Source organism: Nonomuraea sp. CA-218870 (genome assembly GCF_050936535.1).
GTDB lineage: Bacteria > Actinomycetota > Actinomycetes > Streptosporangiales > Streptosporangiaceae > Nonomuraea > Nonomuraea corallina.
This window is the reverse complement of record NZ_JBNJMN010000002.1, coordinates 13300-32868: the sequence shown is the minus strand read 5'-3', so window position 1 is coordinate 32868 and position 19569 is coordinate 13300. Positions and strand designations below refer to the sequence as shown.

Sequence of the window (19569 nt, the reverse complement as noted above, 5' to 3'; positions counted from 1 at the left end):
CGGCAGGCCCCATCGTCTCGATCCCCGTTGGCACTCGTCAACATAGAGTGCCAACGAACTGTTTAGCACTCTACCCTGCCGAGTGCAAGCCGACGCCTGCCTCCCCCAGGTCAACTCCTGGCCGTGAGGGGTCCGTACGGCGGGCCCCGGGCGGCCCGCCGTATCCCTGTTGGTGAGGTGGCAGATCACACGCACTGCGCTGGCGTGCGCGCTGCCGGTGCGTACCAGTTACACCTCAGACCGCTCTGACGGACTCCGCCTGCGGTCCCTTCTGGCCCTGCGTGATCTCGAACTCGACTCGTTGTCCCTGCTCGAGAGAGCGATAGCCGTCCATCAAGATTGCCGAGTAATGGACGAATACATCCTTACCACCGTCTACCGCGATGAAGCCGTAGCCCTTGTCCGCGTTGAACCACTTGACGGTGCCCTGCGCCACTTCTGACTCCTCTTACTGGGCCCAGAGATCTCGCCCATTCCTCCGCGAGACCCACAATCGCCAAGAGATATGGGGATATCTTCTGACGATCGCACTCGACCATACCTGTGGTACGGCGTTCGGCAACAGAGTCAATCCGTGAAAGACGTATTTCACCCATGGCTGAGTAGTTCAATGTTGAAATTCCCTGCAAAAGGGGAAGGCGCCCACATGGGGCGCCTTCCTGACCGATGCTCCGCCGAGCGAGCGGGGTCAGCCGCCCGCGACGGCCGGGATGATGGAGATCTGAGCGCCCTCCGGGGCCGGCGTGTCCAGACCCTGGGCGAATCGGACGTCCTCTTCTCCCACGTAGACGTTGACAAAACGCCGAATCTTGCCCGATTCGTCCAGAATACGGGCGCCGATCCCCGGATAGTCCGAGTCGAGCTTGGCCAGCACGTCACGGAGAGTCGCACCTTCCCCGCTCACTTCGGCGCTGCCCCCGGTGTACGTGCGCAGAATGGTGGGAATCCGCACAGAAACGCTCATAATGTACGTCGCCTTTCCTGATTGTCAGACAGTCGCGCGGAACGCGTCGAGAGAGGGCCGGATCACGGCCGTGGGCTGCGCGTCGGCGGCCACGGCGTCGAGCGTCTTGAGCCCGTCGCCGGTGTTGAGCACCACGGTCTCGGCCTCCGGGTCGAGCTGCCCGGTCTCGACGAGCTTCTTCAGCACGCCCACCGTGACGCCGCCCGCCGTCTCGGCGAAGACGCCCTCGGTCGAGGCCAGCAGCTTGATGGCCGCGACGATCTCGGCGTCCGTCACGTCCTCGACCGCCCCGCCGGTGCGCCGGGCGATGTCGAGCACGTACGGGCCGTCGGCGGGGTTGCCGATGGCCAGCGACTTGGCGATGGTGTCGGGCTTGACCGGCTGGACCACGTCGTGGCCCGCCTTGAAGGCGGCCGACACCGGCGAGCAGCCCTGCGCCTGCGCCCCGAAGACCTTGTAGGGCCGGTCCTCGACCAGCCCGAGCCGGATCAGCTCCTTGAACCCCTTGTCGATCTTCGTGAGCTGGGAGCCGGACGCGATCGGGATGACGATCTGCTCCGGCAGCCGCCAGCCGAGCTGCTCGGCGATCTCGTACGCGAGGGTCTTGGAGCCCTCGGCGTAGTAGGGCCGCAGGTTGACGTTGACGAACCCCCACTTGTCGCCCAGAGGATCGCCGATCAGCTCCGAGCAGAACCGGTTGACCTCGTCGTAGGTGCCCTCGATGCCGATGAGCCTGCCGCCGAAGACCCGGGCCATGGCGATCTTGGCCTGCTCCAGCCCGGCGGGGATGAACACGCACGCGTCCAGGCCCGCCCTGGCGGCGGCGGCCGTGACGGCCCCGGCCAGGTTTCCGGTCGAGGAGCAGGAGAGCGTGTGGAAGCCGAAATTGCGGGCCGCCTCGACGGCGATGGCCACCACCCGGTCCTTGAAGGAGTGGGTGGGGTTGCCCGAGTCGTCCTTCACGTACAGGGACCTGAGGCCGAGCTCCCTGCCCAGGTTGCCCGCCTTGACCAGCGGCGTCCAGCCGGGGTTCATGTTGGGCTTGGTCGCGACGTCGGCCGGCACCGGCAGCAGGGAACGGTAGCGCCAGATGCTGGCCGGGCCCGACTCGATGTCGGACCGCTTGACGTCGCCGAAGTCGTAGGCCGCCTCCAGCGGCCCGAAACACTCGACGCAGGCGAAGTTGGGGCCGAGCGGGTAGCGGGCGCCGCATTCGCGGCAGGAGAGAGCGGTTGCGGGACCAAAGTCGAGCGACATGAAGCGAGGCCTTCCCTCATCTTCGCCCGCGGCCACCCTGACCGCGGACCGGAATTGGCACCCTGTCCCGGTCGGCCTCGCCAGGTCGCGAGTCACAAGCCGGGAGGGTTGCCGGGGCTTCGCAGGGCCGGTCCCTCCACCCCTCTGGATGAGCAATGTTCAGTTGTTGCTGCTGACTCGGACTCTACCCAATCAACCGGGTGCTCCGGACAGCCGTCTCAGACTCCGAGACGAACGGTCTCACCGGTAGTCGTCGCCCAGCACCCCCTGCACGTACTTGCGGGCCTGGTGGATGCGCGACTTGGCGGTGCCGAGCGGGATGTTGAGCTGCTCGGCCACCTCGCTGTAGTCGAGCTGCACGATGTCGCGCAGCACCAGCGCCTGCGCCAGGTCCGGCTTGTCGGCCTCCAGCGCCTCCATCGCGTCGAGCAGGTCCAGCCGCGAGCCCGCGATCACGCTGACCCGCCGCACGTCGGGCTTCTGCGTCAGCAGCTCGTCGGAGCTCTGCTCCGCCGACCTGCGCTTGAGCGAGCGGTACGTGGTGCGGGCGCAGTTGGCGGTCACGATGTGGAGCCAGGTGCTGAACCTCGCCCGGCCCTCGAACCGCCCGATGTTGCGCGCCACCGCGAGCAGGGTGTCCTGCGCCGCCTCCTCCGCGTCCTGGTGGTAGGGCAGGATCCGGGCGCAGTGCCGCAGCACGTCGGGCTCGATCCGCCGCAGGAGCTCTCCGAGCGCGCGGTGGTCGCCGCGGGCGGCGGCACGGGCGAGTTCCTCGGTGTGCTCATCTAGCGCCATAGCTGGGATCCTATGATCGGAGGGAGGGGAAATGAACAGCGTCCTGCTCGCCTCGAACCGAGGCCCCGTGTCGTTCACCGTCTCCGACGACGGCGTCCTCACCATGAGACGCGGCGGCGGCGGCCTCGTCTCCGGCCTGTCCGGCGTGGGCAGGGAAGGCGACGTGCTGTGGGTGTGCGCGGCCCTGTCCGACGGCGACCGCAGCGCCGCCCGCCAGGCCCCCGGCGGCCGGCTCGACCACGCGGGCTACGAGACGGGCGCGCTGCGCATGCTCGACATCGCGCCGTCCACCTTCCACCGGGCCTACAACTCCGTGGCCAACTCCACGCTCTGGTTCGTCAACCACCTGCTCTACGACATCCCGAACGCGCCCCACTTCGGCACGAGGTTCCGGCGCGACTGGGAGTCCTACCGCGACTACAACGGGGCGTTCGCGCTCGCGCTCGCCGAGGAGGCAGGCCACGGCGCCCGCGTCCTGGTGCAGGACTACCACCTGACCCTGACCCCGGCCATGCTCCGCGCCGAGCGCCCCGACCTGCGCGTCGCCCACTTCAGCCACACCCCGTGGGCGCCGCCCGAATACTTCTCGCTGCTCCCCGACGACGTGGCGGGCGAGGTGCTGGAGGGCATCCTGGGCGCCGACCACGCCGGGTTCCTCACCCGGCGGTGGGCGGACGCGTTCATGGAGTGCTGCCGGACCGTGCTGGGCGCCGAGGCCGACCGGCAGGCCGGGACGATCTCGTACGCGGGCCGCACCACCCAGGTCGGCGTGCACGCGCTCGGCGTCGACGGTGAGGCCCTGTGGGCCCGCGCCTGCGAGCCCGACGTCGAGTCGCACATGGCGGCGATCAGGGAGCAGGTCGGCGACCGCAAGCTGATCGTCCGCATCGACCGCACCGAGCTGTCGAAGAACATCGTGCGCGGCCTGCTTTCCTACAAGGAGTTCCTGGACGCCCATCCGGAGTGGCACGGCCGCGTGGTGCACCTGGCCTTCGCCTATCCCAGCCGCCACGACCTGCCCGAATACCGCGAGTACACCGCGGCCGTGCAGCGCTGCGCGCAGGAGATCGAGGACGAGTACGCGACCGAGGACTGGGACCCGCTGATCCTCAACGTCAACGACGACTACCCGCGCTCGCTGGCCGCCTACCGGCTGGCCGACGTGCTGCTGGTCAACCCGATCCGCGACGGCATGAACCTGGTGGCCAAGGAGGGCCCGGTCCTGTCGCGGACGTGCGCGCTGGTGCTGTCGCGGGAGGCGGGCGCGTGCGCGGAGCTGGGCGCGCACGCGCTGGTGGTCAACCCCTACGACATCACCGGCACCGCGGACGCGCTGCACGCGGCGCTGGTGATGCCCGAGCCTGAGCGCGCCCACCGGCGCGCCCGGCTGGAGGAGGCGGCCACCGCCCTGCCGCCGCACCGGTGGCTGGCCGCTCAGCTCGACGCGCTCACCTGACCGGTCACCGCCAGTCGGCGTGCTTGAGCGCGTCGGCGAGGTTCTTGGTGCTCCACTCGTCGACGACGAGGATCTTCGACTTCGGCAGATACCACTCGCGGGTGGTGAACGACACACCCACCTTCTTGCCGGTGGTGGTGCGGCAGCGGGTGGTGAACTGGTGGTAGTGCGCCTTGTGCCCGGGACCGACCTGGCGCGTGCCCTTCTTGTGCGCGCCGATCCGCTCTCCGCGCACGAGCTTGCCGTTCTTGGGGCACGGCTGTACGTCCGAGGCGGGGTAGTAGCCGCCCTCTCGCGCGTCGTACGGGCCGAAGCCCTCGGCGCCCAGCTTGATCGCCTTGGGCCCGAGGATCCAGAAGCCCTGGCAGTCGGGAGTGAAGAAGCCGCCCCGAGGTTTGCGACAGGGTCCGGTGACGACGTTGATCCAGTCGCCGCGGATCCGGTGCACCTCCCATGCGATCGGGATGTAGAGGGTCAGGCCCGCGCGCAGCTTGAGCTCCTGAGCGGGGGCGGCGGCGGCCGGCGCGGTGGTGGACGCGGGAGAGGACGCGGCGGCGGCCGTGGGGGTCGCCAGGGCGGCGGCGACAGCCACGGCCACGGCGGCGACGTGCTTCTTACTCATGAGGCCGGACCCTACGGACCACCGATTGCAAGCTGATCACGAATGACTGAACGCCGAGGTCAGCTCATGTAGCAGCGCCACCACGCCCCCCGCGCAGATGGCCGGCCGCCCAGCTCGACGCGCTCTCCTGAACTCACGGCTGGGACTCGCCGGGAGGGGTCCGCGTCACTTCCAGTCGGCGTGCTTGAGCGCGGAGGCCAGCCCCGGGGTGTTCCACTGGTCCACTACGAGGATCTTGCTCTTCGGCAGGTACCACTCGCGCTGCGTGAAACGGGCCTTGGTCCTGCCGTTCGACAAGCTGGTGCAACGCGACTGCCAGACGTTGTAGGCGGCCTTGTGCCCCTTCCCGATCTGGCGCACGCCGCGCGTCACCTTCGGGCCGATGGACTCGCCCCACTTCGGGTTGAACGGGCATTGCAGCACGCCGCTCGAGGTGTAGAAGGGGTCCTTGCCGGTGTAGGGGCGGAATCCCTCGTCGCCGCGCTTGATGAGGGACGGGCCGAGGACGTAGAACGCGTCGCAGTTCAGCGTCCCCCAGCCCTTCGGCTTGCCGCACTTCCCGGTCACGACCTGCACCACGTCGGCGCCGAAGCGGTGGACCTTCCATTGGGTCGGGATATGGAGGGTCAGGCCCTTGCGCAGCTTCAGCTTCTGAGTGGGGGCGGACGCGGACTCGGAGGTGGACGCGGGAGAGGACGCGGCGGCGGCCGTGGGGGTCGCCAGGGCGGCGGCGACAGCCACGGCCACGGCGGCGACATGCTTCATGCTCATGAGGCCGAACGCTACGGACCACCGATTGCAAGCTGATCACGTATGACTGAACGCCGAGGTCAGCTCACGTAGCAGCGCCACCACGCCCTCGGGGCCGTCGACCACGATGTCGGCCCGGTCGGCCAGCTCCGTCACCTCCGCGGAGCCGCTGCACACGGTCACGCCGGGCAGTCCCGCCGAGCGCACCGCGTCGAAGGCGGCCAGATCGCCGAGGTCGTCACCGGCGAAGAGCACGGACCTGGCGGCCCGCTCGGCCAGGAAGGCGCTGAACGCGTGCCCCTTGTCCATGCCGGACGGCCGCAGTTCGAGCACCAGGCGGCCCGGCTCGACGACCAGGCCGTGCCTGGCCGCCAGCGCCGTCAGCGGCTCGCGGAGCGCGGCCAGCGCGCCCTCGGGGTCGGCGCTGCGGCGGGTGTGCACCGCCACGGCGCGGCCCTTGTCCTCGATCGCCGTGTCCGTCACGCCGAGCGAGTCGAGCAGCAGCGGCAGCTCCGCCTTGACCCGGGGCACCCCGGCCGGCGGCGGGGGCGCGCAGATCCGTCCGTCCTCCCACCGCTCGAAACCGTAGTGGCCGAGGATGACCAGGCCGGGCACCTCCTTGAGCGCGGGCCCCAGCTCCAGCACCTTGGCGGGCGGCCGCCCGGTCACGATCGCCACCGCGCGGACGTGCCGGCCCAGCTCGGCCAGCGTCCGCGGCGCCTCGGCGTGGACGAACGCGGCGTCGGGGTCGGGCACGATCGGCGACAGGGTGCCGTCGAAGTCGAGCCCGATCACGGCGCCGGCCGGATCCTTCAGTATCGCTTCCATTCCAGGGATGTCGTTCACGCCGCTGCCGTACCCAGCGGGTCAGGGGCGCATGCCCAGTCTCCGGGCGGAGCGCTCACGGCGGCGGCCGGCGCGCAGCCGGCGCAGCCGCTTGACCAGCATCGGGTCGTGCGCCAGCGCCTCGGGCCGGTCGATCAACTCGGCCAGCAACTGGTAGTAGCGGGTGGCGGAGAACCCGAAGGTCTCCTTGATGGCCTGCTCCTTCGCGCCCGCGTAGCGCCACCAGTGGCGCTCGAAGGCGAGGAGTTCGAGCTCGCGGTCGGTGAGAGGCCGATGGACGGGCTCCTGGACGGCGTCCTGCTCCGCCCCCTCATCGGCTCCCTGGTCGGCTCCCTGGCCGGCGTCCTGGTCGGCTCCCTGGTCAGCCCTCCGGTCAGCACTGTCACCGTTTGACGGTGCAGTGTCCATGGTGTCCTCCTCGGGAAGGGCGGCGCGACGATGGCTTCGCGCCGCACAGGCGGCCCGTGGCCATCGTAATGTGCCGAGTGCGGCTGTTCACGGCGGATTGAGAGACGTACAGTCACTAAGTGTGACCTCAGTCATCACACTTCTCACGGATTACGGGCTCGAGGATGGCTATGTCGCCGCCTGCCATGGAGTAATCGCGGGGATTGCCCCAGATGTCCGGGTGATTGATGTGTGCCACCTGGTCCCGTCGGGCGACGTGCGGCGCGGTGCGGCGATTCTGGCCCAGACGATCCCGTACCTTCCCGTGGGCGTGCACGTCGGGGCCGTCGACCCCGGCGCCGGCGGGCCCCGGCGGGCGGTCGCGGTGGAGGCCGGCGGCCGGGTGTTCATCGGGCCGGACAACGGGCTGCTGTCGTGGGCGGTGCGCGCCAGCGGCGGCGCGCGGGCGGCGTACGAGCTGAGCAACGCCGCGCACTTCCTGCACCCGGTGTCGCCCACGTTCCACGGCCGGGACGTGTTCGCGCCCGTGGCCGGGCGGCTGTGCACGGGCCTGCGGGCGGCCGAGCTGGGCCCGGAGGTGCCGGTCGAGAGGCTGGTCACGCTGCCGGAGCCCACCTCCGTGCTGCACGAGGGCGCGGTCGAGGGCGAGGTCGTCTCGGTGGACGGCTACGGCAACACGCAGCTGTCGATCTCGGTCGGCGACCTGGAGGCGCTGGGCCTGCGGACGGGTGACACGCTCGGCGTGTCGCTGGGCCGTCGGCGGCTGTCGATGCCCTACCGGGAGACCTACGCGGCGGTCCCGCCCGGGGAGCTGGTGGCGTTCGCGGACTCGGCGGGCCTGATCGCGTTCGCGGTGAACTCCGGCGACGCGGCGCAGCGTCTCGGGCTGCCTCCGGGGGCGCGGGTCCGGCTGTCACGCTCCGTATAAGACAAAAGCCACAAAGAACAATTACGTGGCGTATCGGACTGTTTACTGAACCGTCGGACCGAAACCCCGGCCGCGTGCCAGAATGCTGCGGCAGATCGGGCGCCCTTCACCCCCCGTTCGAGGTCGACGTGTTCCAGCTCCACATGTCCAGGCCGCCGGCGTCCCCGCCCCCGGCCGCACCCCGACGCTCCCGCGAGTCCGTGCCCCGGCTCGCCGCCGCCCCGCGCCCGGGTCCCGCCCGATGAGGTCGCCACGCCTCGCGGCCACGGCGCCGCTCCTGCCGCTCCTGCCGCTCCTGCCGCTCCTGCTCGGCCTGGCCGTGCCGCCCGCCGCGGCCGACCACGAGACGGGCGCCGCCGCGCGGGCCAAGCAGTGGCAGCTCCGCGCGTTACGACTGCACGACGCCTGGCGGCTCACCAGGGGCGAGGGCGTGCTGGTGGCGGTGCTCGACACCGGCGTCCGCGGCGACCACCCAGACCTGCGCGGCTCGGTGGTCCAGGGCCCCGACCTCACCGGGGCTGCCAGGACCGGCGGCCTGTGGGGCCACCACGGCACCGCCATGGCCAGCCTCATCGCCGGCCACGGCCACTCCGCCCATGCGGGCGCGAACCGGGGCGACGACGACGACCACGGAGTGCTCGGCGTCGCGCCCGCCGCCAAGGTGCTGTCGGTACGCGTCACGCTGGAGAACTCCGACCCCCTGCGCGCGGGCCGCCGCACCGGCGGCCACCACGCGGTCGCCAAGGGCATCCGCTACGCCGTGGACCGGGGCGCGCAGGTCATCAGCATGTCGCTCGGCGGCGGCAGCGGCTCCTGGAAGGGCTCGGCCGCCGAGGAGGCGGCGGTGCGGTACGCGATCACGCGCGGCGCGATCCTGGTCGCCTCCTCGGGCAACGACGGCGCCACCACCAACAGGAGGAACTTCCCCGCCGCCTACCCCGGCGTGATCGCCGTGGGCGCCGTCGACAGGCGGCTCCGGCCGGCCGGGTTCTCCAACCGCCGCCACCTGTCGGTCGTCGCCCCCGGCGTCGACATCGTCACCGCCACCGCCACCGGCCAGTACGTGGTCAGCGACGGCACCAGTTCGGCCGCCGCCATGGTCGCGGGCATCGCCGCGCTGATCAGATCCGCGTACCCGGAGCTGTCACCCCACCACGTGCGCCGGGCGATCGAGCGTGGCACCAGGAGACGCCCGCACGGCGGCTACGACGCCGCCTACGGGCACGGCGTCGCGAACGCCGCCCTGGCGCTGCGCGCGGCCGAACGCCTGGCAGGCCCGGCTCAGGCTCTCCCGCTCCCCGCGGAGCACTTCGGCGAGCCCGAGCCCGGCCCGCCGCCGGGTTCGCGGGCGCTGGTCATCGCGGCCCTGGTCGCCCTGGCCCTGGCCCTGTCGGTCCGCGTCCTGCTCCGCCCCCGGGCAGGCGATCGCCCCCGCGCCTGACGGCACGGGGGCGAAGCGCCGCCGATCAGCTCATGAGCTCGCGTGCACCACGTCATGCGTCTCGGCGAAATGACAGGCGCTCTCGTGGTCCGTGCCCGGACGGATCTCCAGCAGCGGCTCCTCCGTCGCGCAGATCTCCTGCGCCTTCCAGCACCGCGTACGGAACCGGCAACCGGACGGCGGGTTGGCCGGGGACGGCGGGTCGCCCTGGAGGATGATCCGCTCCCGGTTCTCGCGCCCCTCGGGGTCGGGGACCGGCACGGCCGACAGCAGCGCCTGGCTGTACGGGTGGGCGGGCCTGTCGTAGATCTCGGTGTCCTTGCCGAGTTCCACCATCTTGCCCAGGTACATCACCCCGACCCGGTCGGAGATGTGGCGGACCACCGACAGGTCGTGGGCGATGAAGATGTACGCCAGGTTGAACTCGTTCTGCAGCCGCTCCAGCAGGTTGATCACCTGGGCCTGGATCGACACGTCCAGCGCGGAGACCGGCTCGTCACAGACGATGATCTCCGGCTGCAGGGCCAGCCCGCGGGCGATGCCGATGCGCTGCCGCTGGCCGCCCGAGAACTGGTGGGGGTAGCGGTTGATGTGGTCGGGGTTGAGACCCACGACCTCCAGGAGCTCCTGCACCCTGCGGTTGCGGTCGCCCTTCGGCGCCACCTCGGTGTGGATGTCGAACGGCTCCCCGACGATGTCGCCGACGGTCATCCGCGGGTTCAGCGAGGTGTAGGGGTCCTGCATGACCATCTGGATGTTGCGCCGCATCCGCTTGAGCTCGCCGCCCCTGGCCCGGCCGATGTCACGCCCGTTGATCTTCACCGTGCCGGAGGTGGGCCGCTCCAGCGCCATCAGCACCTTGGCGAGCGTGGACTTGCCGCAGCCCGACTCGCCCACGATGCCGAGCGTCTCGCCCCTGGCGAGGTCGAAGGAGACGCCGTCGACGGCCTTGATGGCCCCGATCTGTTTCTTGAACACGATCCCCTGGTTGAGGGGGTAGTGCTTCACCAGATCGCGGACCTCGAGGATCGTCTCACCCTTGGTCGCCATCGAGGACCTCCCTCCAGTAGTGGCAGGCGCTGTTGCGCGTGCCGCTGATCTCGTAGAGCGGGGGGACGTCGGTCACGCAGTTGTCCTGCCGGTACGGGCAGCGCGGGTGGAAGACGCAGCCGGTCGGCATGGCCAGCAGGTTGGGCGGCAGGCCCTTGATGGCGTACAGCTCCTGGCCCTTGTGGTCGACCCGCGGGATCGACTCCAGCAACCCCTTGGTGTAGGGGTGGGCGGGGGCCTTGTAGATGTCGTGCACCGGGGCGTTCTCCACGATGCGTCCCGCGTACATGACCGCGATCTTGTCGGCGACGTCGGCGACCACGCCGAGGTCGTGCGTGATCAGGATCATGCCCATGTTGCTCTCGCGCTGCAGCTCCGCGAGCAGCTCCATGACCTGGGCCTGGACCGTCACGTCGAGCGCGGTGGTCGGCTCGTCCGCGATCAGCACCTCGGGGTCCAGCGCGATCGACATGGCGATCATGATGCGCTGGCGCATGCCCCCGGAGAACTGGTGCGGGTAGTCGTTGACGCGCTGCTTGGCGGCCGGGATGCGGACCCGGTCCATCAGCTCGACGGCCTTCTTCATGGAGTCGCGCTTGGACATGCCCCGGTGCACCCGGAACATCTCGCTGATCTGCCAGCCCACGGTGAACACCGGGTTCAGCGCGGAGAGCGCGTCCTGGAAGATCATCGCGATGCGCTGGCCGCGCACCTGCGTGCGCGCCTCTTCCGACAGCCTGAGCAGGTCGGTGCCGTGGAAGCGGACCTCCCCCTTGGGGATGCGCGCCGGCGGCATGTCGAGGATTCCCATGATCGCCTGCGCGGTCACGGACTTGCCGGAACCCGACTCGCCCAGGACCGCGAGGGTCTCGCCGGCGTCGAGCGAGTAGCTCACGCCGTTGACGGCCCTCACGACGCCTCCGCGCGTGGTGAACTCCACGTGCAGGTCGTCCACCGCCAGCAGGGGCTCGTTGCCCAGCCCTCCCTCGGCCGGCAACGCGTCCAGCGATGTCTTGCTCATGTTTCCCCCCTCCTACCTGAGCTTCGGGTCGAGCGCGTCGCGTACGGCGTCGCCCAGCATGATGAACGCGAGCACCGTGATGCTCAGGAACAGGGCGGGGAACACCAGCGGCAGCGGCGCCTCCAGGAACCGGTTCCGGGCGTCGGCGATCATCAGGCCCCACGAGATGTCCGGCGACTGCACGCCGACCCCGAGGAAGGACAGCGCCGCCTCGGCCGCGATGAACCCGCCCAGGTTGATGGTGGCGATGACGATCACCGGTGCGAGCGCGTTCGGCAGCAGGTGCCTGAACATGACGCGCGACTGGCTGGCCCCCAGCGCCCGCGCGGCCAGCACGAAGTCCTGGCTTCGCGCGGTGATGACGGCCGCCCGCATGATGCGGTAGGTCATCGGCCAGGCCAGCACCGACAGCGCGATCACCACGATCCAGATCCCCAGCCCCACGTCCCGGAACGTCGCCGTGATGAGCAGCGCGCCCAGGATGGAGGGGATGGCGAAGAAGACCTCGGTGACACGCGAGGTGATCGTGTCGGTGAGTCCGCCCCGGGCACCGGCGAGCAGGCCGAGCAGCCCGCCGACCAGTGCGGTGATCACCGTGGTGGCCACGCCGATGATGATCGAGTTCTTCGCGCCGTAGATGGTCTTGGCGTACACGTCGCAGCCCAGGTTGTCCCGGCCGAAGAGGTGGCCGGCGCTCGGTCCCTGCCGGGCGGTCGACAGTTCGCACGTCTTGGCGTCGAACGGGTCGATCGAGGTGAACAGCGACGGCCAGAACGACATGAGCAGCAGGATCGCGATCAAGATCAGCGAGAAGATGAACATCGGCCTGCGGCGCAGGTCGTACCAGGCGTCGCTCCAGAGGCTCGCCGGCTTCGACTCCTTCTTCTTCGCCTGCTCGACCGGCGGCGGCCCGCTGGGCGGCGCGTTCTCCGTCAGTGACTGGGTGTCGGGGAACGCCGGCCCGACCTGGCCCATCTGCGGTGTCTCACTCATAGCGGATCCTCGGGTCGAGCACGGCGTACAGCATGTCGACGATCAGGTTCGCCACGATGTACACCAACACCAGGATGGTCACGATACCTACGACGATGGGTTGCTCACGAAGGTAAACGCCCTGATACAACTGCAGACCGATGCCCGGCAGGTTGAAGATGGTCTCCGTGATGATCGCGCCGCCCATGAGCACACCGAGGTCCGCTCCGAGATAGGTGACCATCGGGATCAGCGCGTTGCGCAACCCGTGTCTGCCCACGACGCGCCGTCTCGACAGCCCCTTCGCGGTGGCGGTGCGGATGTAGTCCGAGCGCAGCGTCTCGACCAGGCTCGTCCTCGTCAACCGGGTGAGGTAGGCGATGGACGTACCGGCCAGCACGAAACCGGGCAACAGGTACGACTTCATCCCCTGGGTCGCTCCCGCGATGGGGAAGAACTCGATGCCCGTGGCCTGCTTGAGCCAGACGCCGAGCCACAGCTGCAGCACGAACCCGGTGACCAGGGTCGGCACCGAGATGAGCAGCAGGGTCGAGGCCAGGATCGCGGTGTCGGTGGCCCGGCCCCGGCGCAGCGCCGCCCACAGGCCCAGCACGAGACCGATGACGGCCTCCATGACCAGCGCGGTGAACGCGAGGTTCAGCGTGACCTGGAACTTGCCCGCGAGCAGCTGGGTCACGGGAACGCCGGCGAAGGTCGTGCCGAAGTCGCCCCGGAACAGGATGCCGCTGATGTAGTACCAGTACTGCAGCAGCAGCGGATCATTCAGGTGATACTGCTCACGGATGATGTTGACGATCGCCGGGTCCTGACGCTTCTCACCGGCGAGCGCCTCGATGGGGTCTCCGGGAAGCGCGAACACGATGGCGAAGATGAACAGGGTGGCGCCCAGCAGGACTGGTATCGCCTGGATCAGGCGCCTGATGATGTAACGGCCCATACAAGCCTCCCGTACATGCCAGAAGGCAGTCCCTGGGAACCTGGGGTAACGCCGGCCCAAGCGACTGCCTTCGTGGCGGGCTCACGAGGGGTGGGCGGCGTCCCGCCCACCCCCGTATTCAACGTCAGGCCTTCTCGACGTCAGCCCACTCAACCTGGTTGAGCAGGTTGATCTTGACGTTCTTGACGTTCGTCGAGTACCCCGAGTTGTTCCGGTAGAAGTAGACCGGGATGTACGGCAGGTCCTTGATGAGGACGTCGTCCGCCTGCTGGTAGAACTTCAGTCCCTCTTCGGGGGTCGGCGCCTGGTCGCCCTTGGCCACCAGCTCGTCGAACTCCTTGCTGGAGTAACCCGCGTAGTTGGAGCCGGTCTTGATGGCGCCGGTCGAGAAGATCGGCGACAGGTAGTTCTCGGCGGACGGGTAGTCGATCGCCCAGCCCATCCTGAACATGCCCTTGTACTTCTTGGCGTCCAGGTCGTCGAGGATGTTCGCGAACTTCTCGAACGGCGCGACCGTCACCTCGACGCCGAGGTTGGCGCGGAGGTTGTTGGCGACGGCCTCGATCCACTCCTTGTGGCCGCCGTCGGCGTTGTAGCCGAGCTCCAGCTTCGCCGGGCCCTTGGCCGCCGCGTACTGCTCCTTCGCCTTGCCCGGGTCGTAGGTGCAGGCCGCGCAGGCGCCCTGGCGGTAACCGTCGATGGCCGGGTTGATGAAGTCGTCGGCGGAGGAGCGGGTGCCGGAGAAGACCGTCTCGGCGATGGTCTTCCGGTCGATGGCCATGGAGATGGCCTCGCGGACCCGGACGTCCTTGTACTCGTCGTTGTACTGCAGCGGGAAGCCGATGTAGCCGATGCCGGCATCCGGCTGGTCCTGGTAGCGGTCACCCAGGGCCGCCTTCGCGCTGGCGATCGCCGAGGCGGGCAGCGAGTCGTGGATGTCCACGTTGTTCGCCTGCAGGTCGTTGTAGGCGGTCTCGGAGCTGTTGTAGAGCTTGAACTGGAGCTTCGTCCAGCCGTTGGGCTTCTTGGCCGGGTACTTGTCGTACACGGACAGGTCGACCGTCTGGTCGGTGCCCTTCTTGTACGGCTTGTCGAGCTTGAACAGGCCCTGGCCGATCGGCTTCTCGCCGTACTCGTTCGTCACCTTGCCGTCGGCGCCGAAGGCGGCCTTGGGCAGCGGGTAGAAAGCGGTGTAGCCGAGCATCGTCCTGAACTGCGAGAACGGCGCGGCGAGCTCGACGGTGAAGGTCGTGTCGTCGACGACCTTCAGGCCTTCCATCTCCTTGGTGGTGACTTCCTTGCCCTCACCGGGGTTGAGGGCTTCGTAGCCCTTGATCCGGCCGAAGAAGTAACCGGCGCCCTGCGCGTTGTCCTGGTTGGCCGCGTAGTTCCACGCGTCGACGTAGTTCTGGGCGACCAGCGGCTCACCGTTGTGCCAGGTGTAGCCCGACTTGAGCTTGACCGTCCAGGTGGTGTTGTCCTCGGTGGTGATCGACTCGGCAGCGGCCTCCACGACCTGCTTGTTCTCGTCGTAGTTCACCAGTGGCTCGAAGACGGCTGCGAGCAGCTCGGCGCCTTCAGACTCGGTGGTGTTCGAAGGGACCAGCAGGTTCTGCGGCTCGCCGAGTTCCATGCGAACCGGAGTGTCGCCGCCATCCGCCGCGGGGTCACCGGACGGGCTGGCGCCGCCGCCACACGCGGCAACCGCGAGAGCGAGCAGCGCGGTACCGGCGACGATCCGTGCGCCTCTAGTAACACGCATGGTGAAAGAAATCCTCCCTCTGCAAGTGGGCGTAAGCGCTGAGCTGCATTGATCGTGAGCAGCCTGACGGGGGGTTCCTTGTAATCCCCCGGGTTTGGCTGACCTGGTCAAACCAGCCGACGCCCTGCCAGTCGATCGCGACTATCCCCTACTACTTGCCACCAGCACGTCTCTGGCGCGTTGCAGTTCGGTCACACGTCCACCTATCAACCGACACACCCATACAGCGCTATGGGGGATGAAGTGCATAAACGAGTCAGACAGGCATAGGCAAGGACGCGAACCGTCGATGAAAAATACCTCCTACCAGACAGTGGTCGTGCCGTTGCCTCCATGATCGGCGCTGCTGAGCTACGGTTGAGCGAGTCTTGACGGCGCCTTGGAACCGGGCGCCCCGAGAGATCGTCCAACTGTCGGCCGCGGTCCATGCGGCAGGCACCCCGAACCACCCGGATCCAATAGAGTCCATGCCATGAGCCAGCCGGAATCCGCCGTAGCGGACGCCCAGGCGGGCGGCCGAAGCGGGCAGGAGCCGCTGGCCAAGCTCGCCGAGAGATACGGGCTTCGCCGTGCCATCGCACGGCCGAGGTTCACCGTCTATCTGCGCCAGCTCGTGGAGCGGCGACACTTCATCCTGACGTACGCGACCTCGCGCAACGTCTCGAAATACTCCAGCTCCGCGCTCGGTCAGCTGTGGCAGGTCCTGACCCCGCTGCTCAACGCCGCGATCTACTATGTGATGTTCGGCATAGTCCTCGGCGGCCGCGACGGCGTCGAGAACTACCCGGCCTTCCTGCTGACCGGCATCTTCGTCTTCACCTACACCCAGCGCAGCGTCACCGCGGGCGCCAAGTCGATCTCCGGCAACCTGTCGCTGATCCGGGCGCTCCACTTCCCGCGGGCCGCGCTGCCCCTGGCCTACACCATCCAGGAGCTCCAGCAGCTCGCCATCTCCATGGGCGTGCTGGTGCTGATCGTGTTCATCACCGGCGAGGTCCCGACGTGGTACTGGCTGATGATCCCGGTCGTGCTGGTGCTGCAGACCATGTTCAACGTCGGCACCGGGCTGGTGATGGCGCGCCTCGGGGCCTCCATGCGGGACCTCAACCAGTTGCTGCCGTTCATCACCCGCACCTGGCTCTACGCCTCCGGCGTCTTCTTCTCCATCCAGGACAAGGTGGTCGAGGCCGCGGGCATGCCGCAGTGGGTCGCGACCGCCATGTACCTCAACCCCGCGGCCTCCTACATCGAGTGGATGCGGGACATCTTCATCGCCAAGCACTCTCCCCCTCCAATGGTGTGGGCGGCTTGCGTATTCTGGGCGGTGTTCGCACTCTGCTTCGGCTTCTGGTACTTCTGGCGAGCCGAGGAGAGGTACGGGCGTGGCTGAACTGACCAAGGAGCTGGCAAAGGTGAAGGGCGAGGAGCCCGCCGTCCCAGGCAAGGACGTTCGGGCGCATCCCAACCCGGAGCCCGCGAAGGGCCCCTTGGATGTGCCCACGGGCACGCCGACGGTCATCGTCGACGATCTGCACATCGTCTACCGCGTCTACGGCGCGGCCTCGGAGTCCGAGAAGGGCAACGCGGTCAACGCCCTCATGCGCATCATCAAGCGCCAGGGCAGACCGCAGATGAAGGAGGTCCACGCCGTCAAAGGCGTCTCCTTCGTCGCCTACCACGGCGACGCCATCGGCGTCGTCGGGCGCAACGGCTCCGGCAAGTCCACGCTGCTGCGGGCCATCGCCGGCCTGCTGCCGCCCCACTCCGGCGCCGTCTACACCGACGGCCAGCCGTCCCTGCTGGGCGTCAACGCGGCCCTGATGCGCGAGCTGACAGGTGAGCGCAACATCATCCTCGGCTGCTACGCCATGGGCATGACCCCGGCGGAGGTCAAGGAGAAGTACCAGGAGATCGTCGACTTCTCCGGCATCGACGAGTTCGTCCAGCTGCCGATGTCCACCTACTCCTCCGGCATGGGCGCCCGCCTCCGCTTCGCCATCTCCTCGGCCAAGACCCACGACGTCCTGCTCATCGACGAGGCGCTCGCCACAGGCGACCGAGAGTTCCGCAAGAAGAGCGAGCAGCGCATCCGCCAGATCAGGGAGTCCGCCGGCACGGTCTTCCTCGTCGCCCACGACCTGAGGGTGATCGAGCAGACCTGCAACCGGGTGATCTGGCTCCACAAGGGCAAAATCAAGATGGACGGCGACCCGAAGGAAGTCCTCTCCGCCTACACGAAGGGCTGAGCGATCCGGCAGGCTCCGACGTCGGAAATCTTCAAGGTCGACCCCTCAAGGTCAACTTCTGAAGGTCAACTTCCTTTTTGTGAACCCCCTCGGGCCGGGCGCCGTGATGCGTGCCTGCGGCCCGCTGCGCTCGCCGTAGCCCTCGTGAGTTCACAAGCCACGCCCGACCTCACGGGTTGAGCCCCACACGCGACACACGCCCTCCAGCGCCCCACCAGACCCCTCCAACCCCACCCAGGGCCGTATCCGATGTCAGGCCGAACTTTCCTGCGCCGCCGGATCAGGGCCCTCTCCCGCGATGCCCCCGGCGGACTTTGGGCCCGCTCGGATAACGATTCCGAGACAACCGGAAACGCCCAACCCCCCGCCCCGAGCCTGGCGAACCGATACCGGCCGGCCGCACGCCGCATCGCGACACGCCGCAGCGGCCCGGCAGCGCACGCCCGGCCCGGAGGGTTGGATCTTGATCCGGGGTACGGCGGGAGCAGCGGGCCGCAGGCACGCATCACGGCGCCCGGCCCGAGGGGGTTCCCCAAAAGGAAGTTGACCTTGAAGGTGGTTGATCTCCGGGCGGGGAGACGCGCGGCGGAGGGGAAGAGCCTGACAGATGAGGCTCCCGTTCGCTAGGATTCGAACGTTGGTTCGAGCGTACGAACGGTGATGGAGTGGGGGGACGCGATGGGTGAGCTTTCGGCCGCTATCGACCACCTGGCCACCGAGGATGTGACCGAGATACCCACGATGCAGCTCGCCGAGCAGGTGCTGGAGCTGCACTGGCAGATGGCCAGGCTGCAGGCCCAGATCGCCCGCCGCACGGGCGTCCGCCTGCCTGGATAGGGCGCGGAACCCCGAAAGGGACCGCCGCCGGCCCTGGACTGGGGCGGCGGCGGGTGCCGGGGTCGGGGCGCCGCCACCCTGCAGACCTGGGCGGCGCCGGCGAACGCGGCGTGGGGCCGGGGAAGGAGTCCCGGGCGTGAGCGCCCGCGGGCTGCGGGGCTCGGGGATGCTTCGAGGGTGCGGAGCTCGGGTCCGCGGGCGGGTCAGTACTGGTGCCAGGGGTCCCGCACCGCGCTGGTCAGGGCGGCTGTGGTCCAGCCCAGGGAGGTGATGGTGTCGGTGTACGCGCTGGCGGCCTCGACGCCGTTGGTGGACACCACGGCGGCCGCATCTTCGACGAGCGGGGCGATCTCGTCAATGGAAGCGACCTGGGTGGTGCCGGGCAGCGTGTCCAGCGGCGGTGCCAGCTCGGTGGGCGCCAGGTGGCCGACGAGCGGCGCCAGCCGGCCGTCGGCGGACTGACGCGGGAGCGCGTACCGGGCGGCGCGCGAGACCGCCGCCACGCTGTCCGCCGCCGTGGTGGCGCCGCTGAGCGCCCGGGTGGCGGTGTCCACGGTCCGGGTGGCGGTGTCCACGGTCCGCGTGGTGGTGTCCACGGTCCGGGTGGTGGTGTCCATGGTCCGGGTGTCGCCGGTCATGGGCCGGGTGGCGGACAGCGGCGACATGGCGGTGCCGAGCGCGCCCTCGACCAGGTGGGAGACCGAGGTGAAGGTGCCGTGGAGCACCTCCGCGGGTGGCGGCTCGACCGGGCCGTTCCTCGGCGCGGTCCGGCGCGAGGAGGCGCGGCCGCTCAGCGGCTCGGAGTCGATCAGTCTGTCGGCCCCTGGCTGGAGCCGAGGTCCGGACGGGGCTCCGGCGGGCTGGGGGGCGGCGCTGTTGAGCAGGCCTCCCAGCAGGCCGTCGCCTGCTCCGTTGAGCAGGCCGCCGCCGGTCAGCCCGCCCAGCAGGCCGCCGAGCGGGTTGTCACCGCCGAGGTCGCGGGCGGCCGCCGAGGCCTGCGCCGGCACGGCGAGCGCCGCCGCCAGTCCGAATGCCGTCACGGCGACCGCCGTTTTCACTACACGTTTCATGTTTTGCCTTCCCGGCTCGTGATCGATCGCTTCTGAACGCATGGGAATTGCGAATCGATAACCCCCGAATGCCGTGGCGTACACGCTATGGGCACCGCACGAAGCGCGCCGTCCGCGGCTGAGCTACGGGTGCAGTTCTACCACCGCGCACGGTCTCGGGTGAGCCGGTAAAAGCCCGCGTGACAA

19 protein-coding genes, 1 pseudogene and 1 riboswitch are annotated in these 19569 nt (G+C 69.2%); of the genes and pseudogenes, 6 read left to right on the top strand and 14 right to left on the bottom strand.

Annotation, left to right across the window (positions count from 1 at the left end):
* Positions 1-235: 235 nt before the first annotated feature.
* The 4 genes from ACQEUU_RS28790 to ACQEUU_RS28775 all read right to left on the bottom strand — a co-directional run bounded on the left by ACQEUU_RS28790 (position 236) and on the right by ACQEUU_RS28775 (position 3016).
* Positions 236-436, bottom strand: a complete 201-nt coding sequence (locus ACQEUU_RS28790; protein ID WP_020546479.1) for a cold-shock protein — start codon at positions 434-436, stop codon at positions 236-238.
* Between the two features lie 252 nt (positions 437-688).
* Positions 689-964 (bottom strand): MoaD/ThiS family protein, encoded by a 276-nt coding sequence (locus ACQEUU_RS28785; protein ID WP_433072103.1) that lies wholly within the window; start codon positions 962-964, stop codon positions 689-691.
* A gap of 24 nt (positions 965-988) precedes the next feature.
* On the bottom strand, positions 989-2221 hold the full coding sequence (thrC, locus tag ACQEUU_RS28780) for a threonine synthase (RefSeq protein ID WP_433072101.1): 1233 nt from the start codon (positions 2219-2221) through the stop codon (positions 989-991).
* Positions 2222-2234: 13 nt separating this feature from the next.
* Positions 2235-2376: riboswitch (SAM riboswitch) on the bottom strand.
* Positions 2377-2461: 85 nt separating this feature from the next.
* Complete coding sequence (locus ACQEUU_RS28775; protein WP_270155682.1) at positions 2462-3016, bottom strand: RNA polymerase sigma factor; 555 nt, start codon at positions 3014-3016, stop codon at positions 2462-2464.
* A 31-nt stretch (positions 3017-3047) separates the two neighbouring features.
* On the opposite strand from ACQEUU_RS28775, the gene ACQEUU_RS28770 reads away from it, so the two are divergent.
* Positions 3048-4472 (top strand): alpha,alpha-trehalose-phosphate synthase (UDP-forming), encoded by a 1425-nt coding sequence (locus ACQEUU_RS28770; RefSeq protein ID WP_433072099.1) that lies wholly within the window; start codon positions 3048-3050, stop codon positions 4470-4472.
* A 4-nt stretch (positions 4473-4476) separates the two neighbouring features.
* Here the strand turns inward: ACQEUU_RS28770 and ACQEUU_RS28765 are convergent, their stop codons facing one another.
* The 4 genes and pseudogenes from ACQEUU_RS28765 to ACQEUU_RS28750 all read right to left on the bottom strand — a co-directional run.
* On the bottom strand, positions 4477-5094 hold the full coding sequence (locus ACQEUU_RS28765; protein ID WP_433072097.1) for a hypothetical protein: 618 nt from the start codon (positions 5092-5094) through the stop codon (positions 4477-4479).
* Between the two features lie 165 nt (positions 5095-5259).
* Complete coding sequence (locus tag ACQEUU_RS28760; protein WP_433072095.1) at positions 5260-5865, bottom strand: hypothetical protein; 606 nt, start codon at positions 5863-5865, stop codon at positions 5260-5262.
* A gap of 36 nt (positions 5866-5901) precedes the next feature.
* Positions 5902-6672, bottom strand: a complete 771-nt coding sequence (gene otsB / locus ACQEUU_RS28755) for a trehalose-phosphatase (protein ID WP_433072094.1) — start codon at positions 6670-6672, stop codon at positions 5902-5904.
* Positions 6673-6711: 39 nt separating this feature from the next.
* A pseudogene (locus ACQEUU_RS28750) lies at positions 6712-6957 on the bottom strand (DUF3263 domain-containing protein); the annotation flags it as partial.
* 211 nt (positions 6958-7168) lie between these two features.
* On the opposite strand from ACQEUU_RS28750, the gene ACQEUU_RS28745 reads away from it, so the two are divergent.
* Both ACQEUU_RS28745 and ACQEUU_RS28740 read left to right on the top strand, forming a co-directional pair.
* On the top strand, positions 7169-8026 hold the full coding sequence (locus ACQEUU_RS28745; RefSeq protein ID WP_433074392.1) for an SAM hydrolase/SAM-dependent halogenase family protein: 858 nt from the start codon (positions 7169-7171) through the stop codon (positions 8024-8026).
* 241 nt (positions 8027-8267) lie between these two features.
* On the top strand, positions 8268-9467 hold the full coding sequence (locus ACQEUU_RS28740) for a S8 family serine peptidase (protein WP_433072092.1): 1200 nt from the start codon (positions 8268-8270) through the stop codon (positions 9465-9467).
* Positions 9468-9497: 30 nt separating this feature from the next.
* Here the strand turns inward: ACQEUU_RS28740 and ACQEUU_RS28735 are convergent, their stop codons facing one another.
* The 5 genes from ACQEUU_RS28735 to ACQEUU_RS28715 all read right to left on the bottom strand — a co-directional run bounded on the left by ACQEUU_RS28735 (position 9498) and on the right by ACQEUU_RS28715 (position 15101).
* Positions 9498-10517, bottom strand: coding sequence for an ABC transporter ATP-binding protein (locus ACQEUU_RS28735; RefSeq protein WP_433072090.1), 1020 nt, complete (start codon positions 10515-10517; stop codon positions 9498-9500).
* A complete protein-coding gene (locus ACQEUU_RS28730; protein ID WP_433072088.1) occupies positions 10501-11538 on the bottom strand; it encodes an ABC transporter ATP-binding protein in 1038 nt (345 codons plus the stop codon). The genes ACQEUU_RS28735 and ACQEUU_RS28730 overlap by 17 nt, the downstream gene beginning before the upstream one ends.
* A 12-nt stretch (positions 11539-11550) precedes the next feature.
* On the bottom strand, positions 11551-12531 hold the full coding sequence (locus ACQEUU_RS28725) for an ABC transporter permease (protein WP_433072086.1): 981 nt from the start codon (positions 12529-12531) through the stop codon (positions 11551-11553).
* Complete coding sequence (locus ACQEUU_RS28720; RefSeq protein ID WP_433072084.1) at positions 12524-13468, bottom strand: ABC transporter permease; 945 nt, start codon at positions 13466-13468, stop codon at positions 12524-12526. The genes ACQEUU_RS28725 and ACQEUU_RS28720 overlap by 8 nt, the downstream gene beginning before the upstream one ends.
* Positions 13469-13592: 124 nt before the next feature.
* Positions 13593-15101 (bottom strand): peptide ABC transporter substrate-binding protein, encoded by a 1509-nt coding sequence (locus tag ACQEUU_RS28715; RefSeq protein WP_433072082.1) that lies wholly within the window; start codon positions 15099-15101, stop codon positions 13593-13595.
* A 601-nt stretch (positions 15102-15702) separates the two neighbouring features.
* Between ACQEUU_RS28715 and ACQEUU_RS28710 the strand changes: the two genes are divergently transcribed.
* The 3 genes from ACQEUU_RS28710 (at position 15703) to ACQEUU_RS28700 (ending at position 18313) form a co-directional block, all read left to right on the top strand.
* Positions 15703-16620 (top strand): ABC transporter permease, encoded by a 918-nt coding sequence (locus tag ACQEUU_RS28710; protein ID WP_270155670.1) that lies wholly within the window; start codon positions 15703-15705, stop codon positions 16618-16620.
* Entirely contained in the window at positions 16613-17476 is an 864-nt protein-coding gene (locus tag ACQEUU_RS28705) for an ABC transporter ATP-binding protein (protein WP_433072080.1), read from the top strand. The genes ACQEUU_RS28710 and ACQEUU_RS28705 overlap by 8 nt, the downstream gene beginning before the upstream one ends.
* Positions 17477-18154: 678 nt before the next feature.
* Complete coding sequence (locus tag ACQEUU_RS28700; protein ID WP_433072078.1) at positions 18155-18313, top strand: hypothetical protein; 159 nt, start codon at positions 18155-18157, stop codon at positions 18311-18313.
* A 203-nt stretch (positions 18314-18516) separates the two neighbouring features.
* Here ACQEUU_RS28700 and ACQEUU_RS28695 read toward each other — a convergent pair whose 3' ends face one another.
* The gene (locus ACQEUU_RS28695; RefSeq protein WP_433072076.1) at positions 18517-19353 is read right to left on the bottom strand and encodes a hypothetical protein; all 837 of its coding nucleotides are present in this window, start codon (positions 19351-19353) and stop codon (positions 18517-18519) included.
* Positions 19354-19569: the final 216 nt, after the last annotated feature.

Bases quoted from the DNA above. Each gene is read 5' to 3' on its own strand.
- ACQEUU_RS28785 (WP_433072103.1), bottom strand. From the start codon at position 964: ATGAGCGTTTCTGTGCGGATTCCCACCATTCTGCGCACGTACACCGGG.
- thrC (WP_433072101.1), bottom strand. From the start codon at position 2,221: ATGTCGCTCGACTTTGGTCCCGCAACCGCTCTCTCCTGCCGCGAATGC.
- ACQEUU_RS28775 (WP_270155682.1), bottom strand. From the start codon at position 3,016: ATGGCGCTAGATGAGCACACCGAGGAACTCGCCCGTGCCGCCGCCCGC.
- ACQEUU_RS28770 (WP_433072099.1), top strand. From the start codon at position 3,048: ATGAACAGCGTCCTGCTCGCCTCGAACCGAGGCCCCGTGTCGTTCACC.
- ACQEUU_RS28765 (WP_433072097.1), bottom strand. From the start codon at position 5,094: ATGAGTAAGAAGCACGTCGCCGCCGTGGCCGTGGCTGTCGCCGCCGCC.
- ACQEUU_RS28760 (WP_433072095.1), bottom strand. From the start codon at position 5,865: ATGAGCATGAAGCATGTCGCCGCCGTGGCCGTGGCTGTCGCCGCCGCC.
- otsB (WP_433072094.1), bottom strand. From the start codon at position 6,672: ATGGAAGCGATACTGAAGGATCCGGCCGGCGCCGTGATCGGGCTCGAC.
- ACQEUU_RS28740 (WP_433072092.1), top strand. From the start codon at position 8,268: ATGAGGTCGCCACGCCTCGCGGCCACGGCGCCGCTCCTGCCGCTCCTG.
- ACQEUU_RS28735 (WP_433072090.1), bottom strand. From the start codon at position 10,517: ATGGCGACCAAGGGTGAGACGATCCTCGAGGTCCGCGATCTGGTGAAG.
- ACQEUU_RS28730 (WP_433072088.1), bottom strand. From the start codon at position 11,538: ATGAGCAAGACATCGCTGGACGCGTTGCCGGCCGAGGGAGGGCTGGGC.
- ACQEUU_RS28725 (WP_433072086.1), bottom strand. From the start codon at position 12,531: ATGAGTGAGACACCGCAGATGGGCCAGGTCGGGCCGGCGTTCCCCGAC.
- ACQEUU_RS28720 (WP_433072084.1), bottom strand. From the start codon at position 13,468: ATGGGCCGTTACATCATCAGGCGCCTGATCCAGGCGATACCAGTCCTG.
- ACQEUU_RS28715 (WP_433072082.1), bottom strand. From the start codon at position 15,101: ATGGAACTCGGCGAGCCGCAGAACCTGCTGGTCCCTTCGAACACCACC.
- ACQEUU_RS28710 (WP_270155670.1), top strand. From the start codon at position 15,703: ATGAGCCAGCCGGAATCCGCCGTAGCGGACGCCCAGGCGGGCGGCCGA.
- ACQEUU_RS28700 (WP_433072078.1), top strand. From the start codon at position 18,155: ATGGGTGAGCTTTCGGCCGCTATCGACCACCTGGCCACCGAGGATGTG.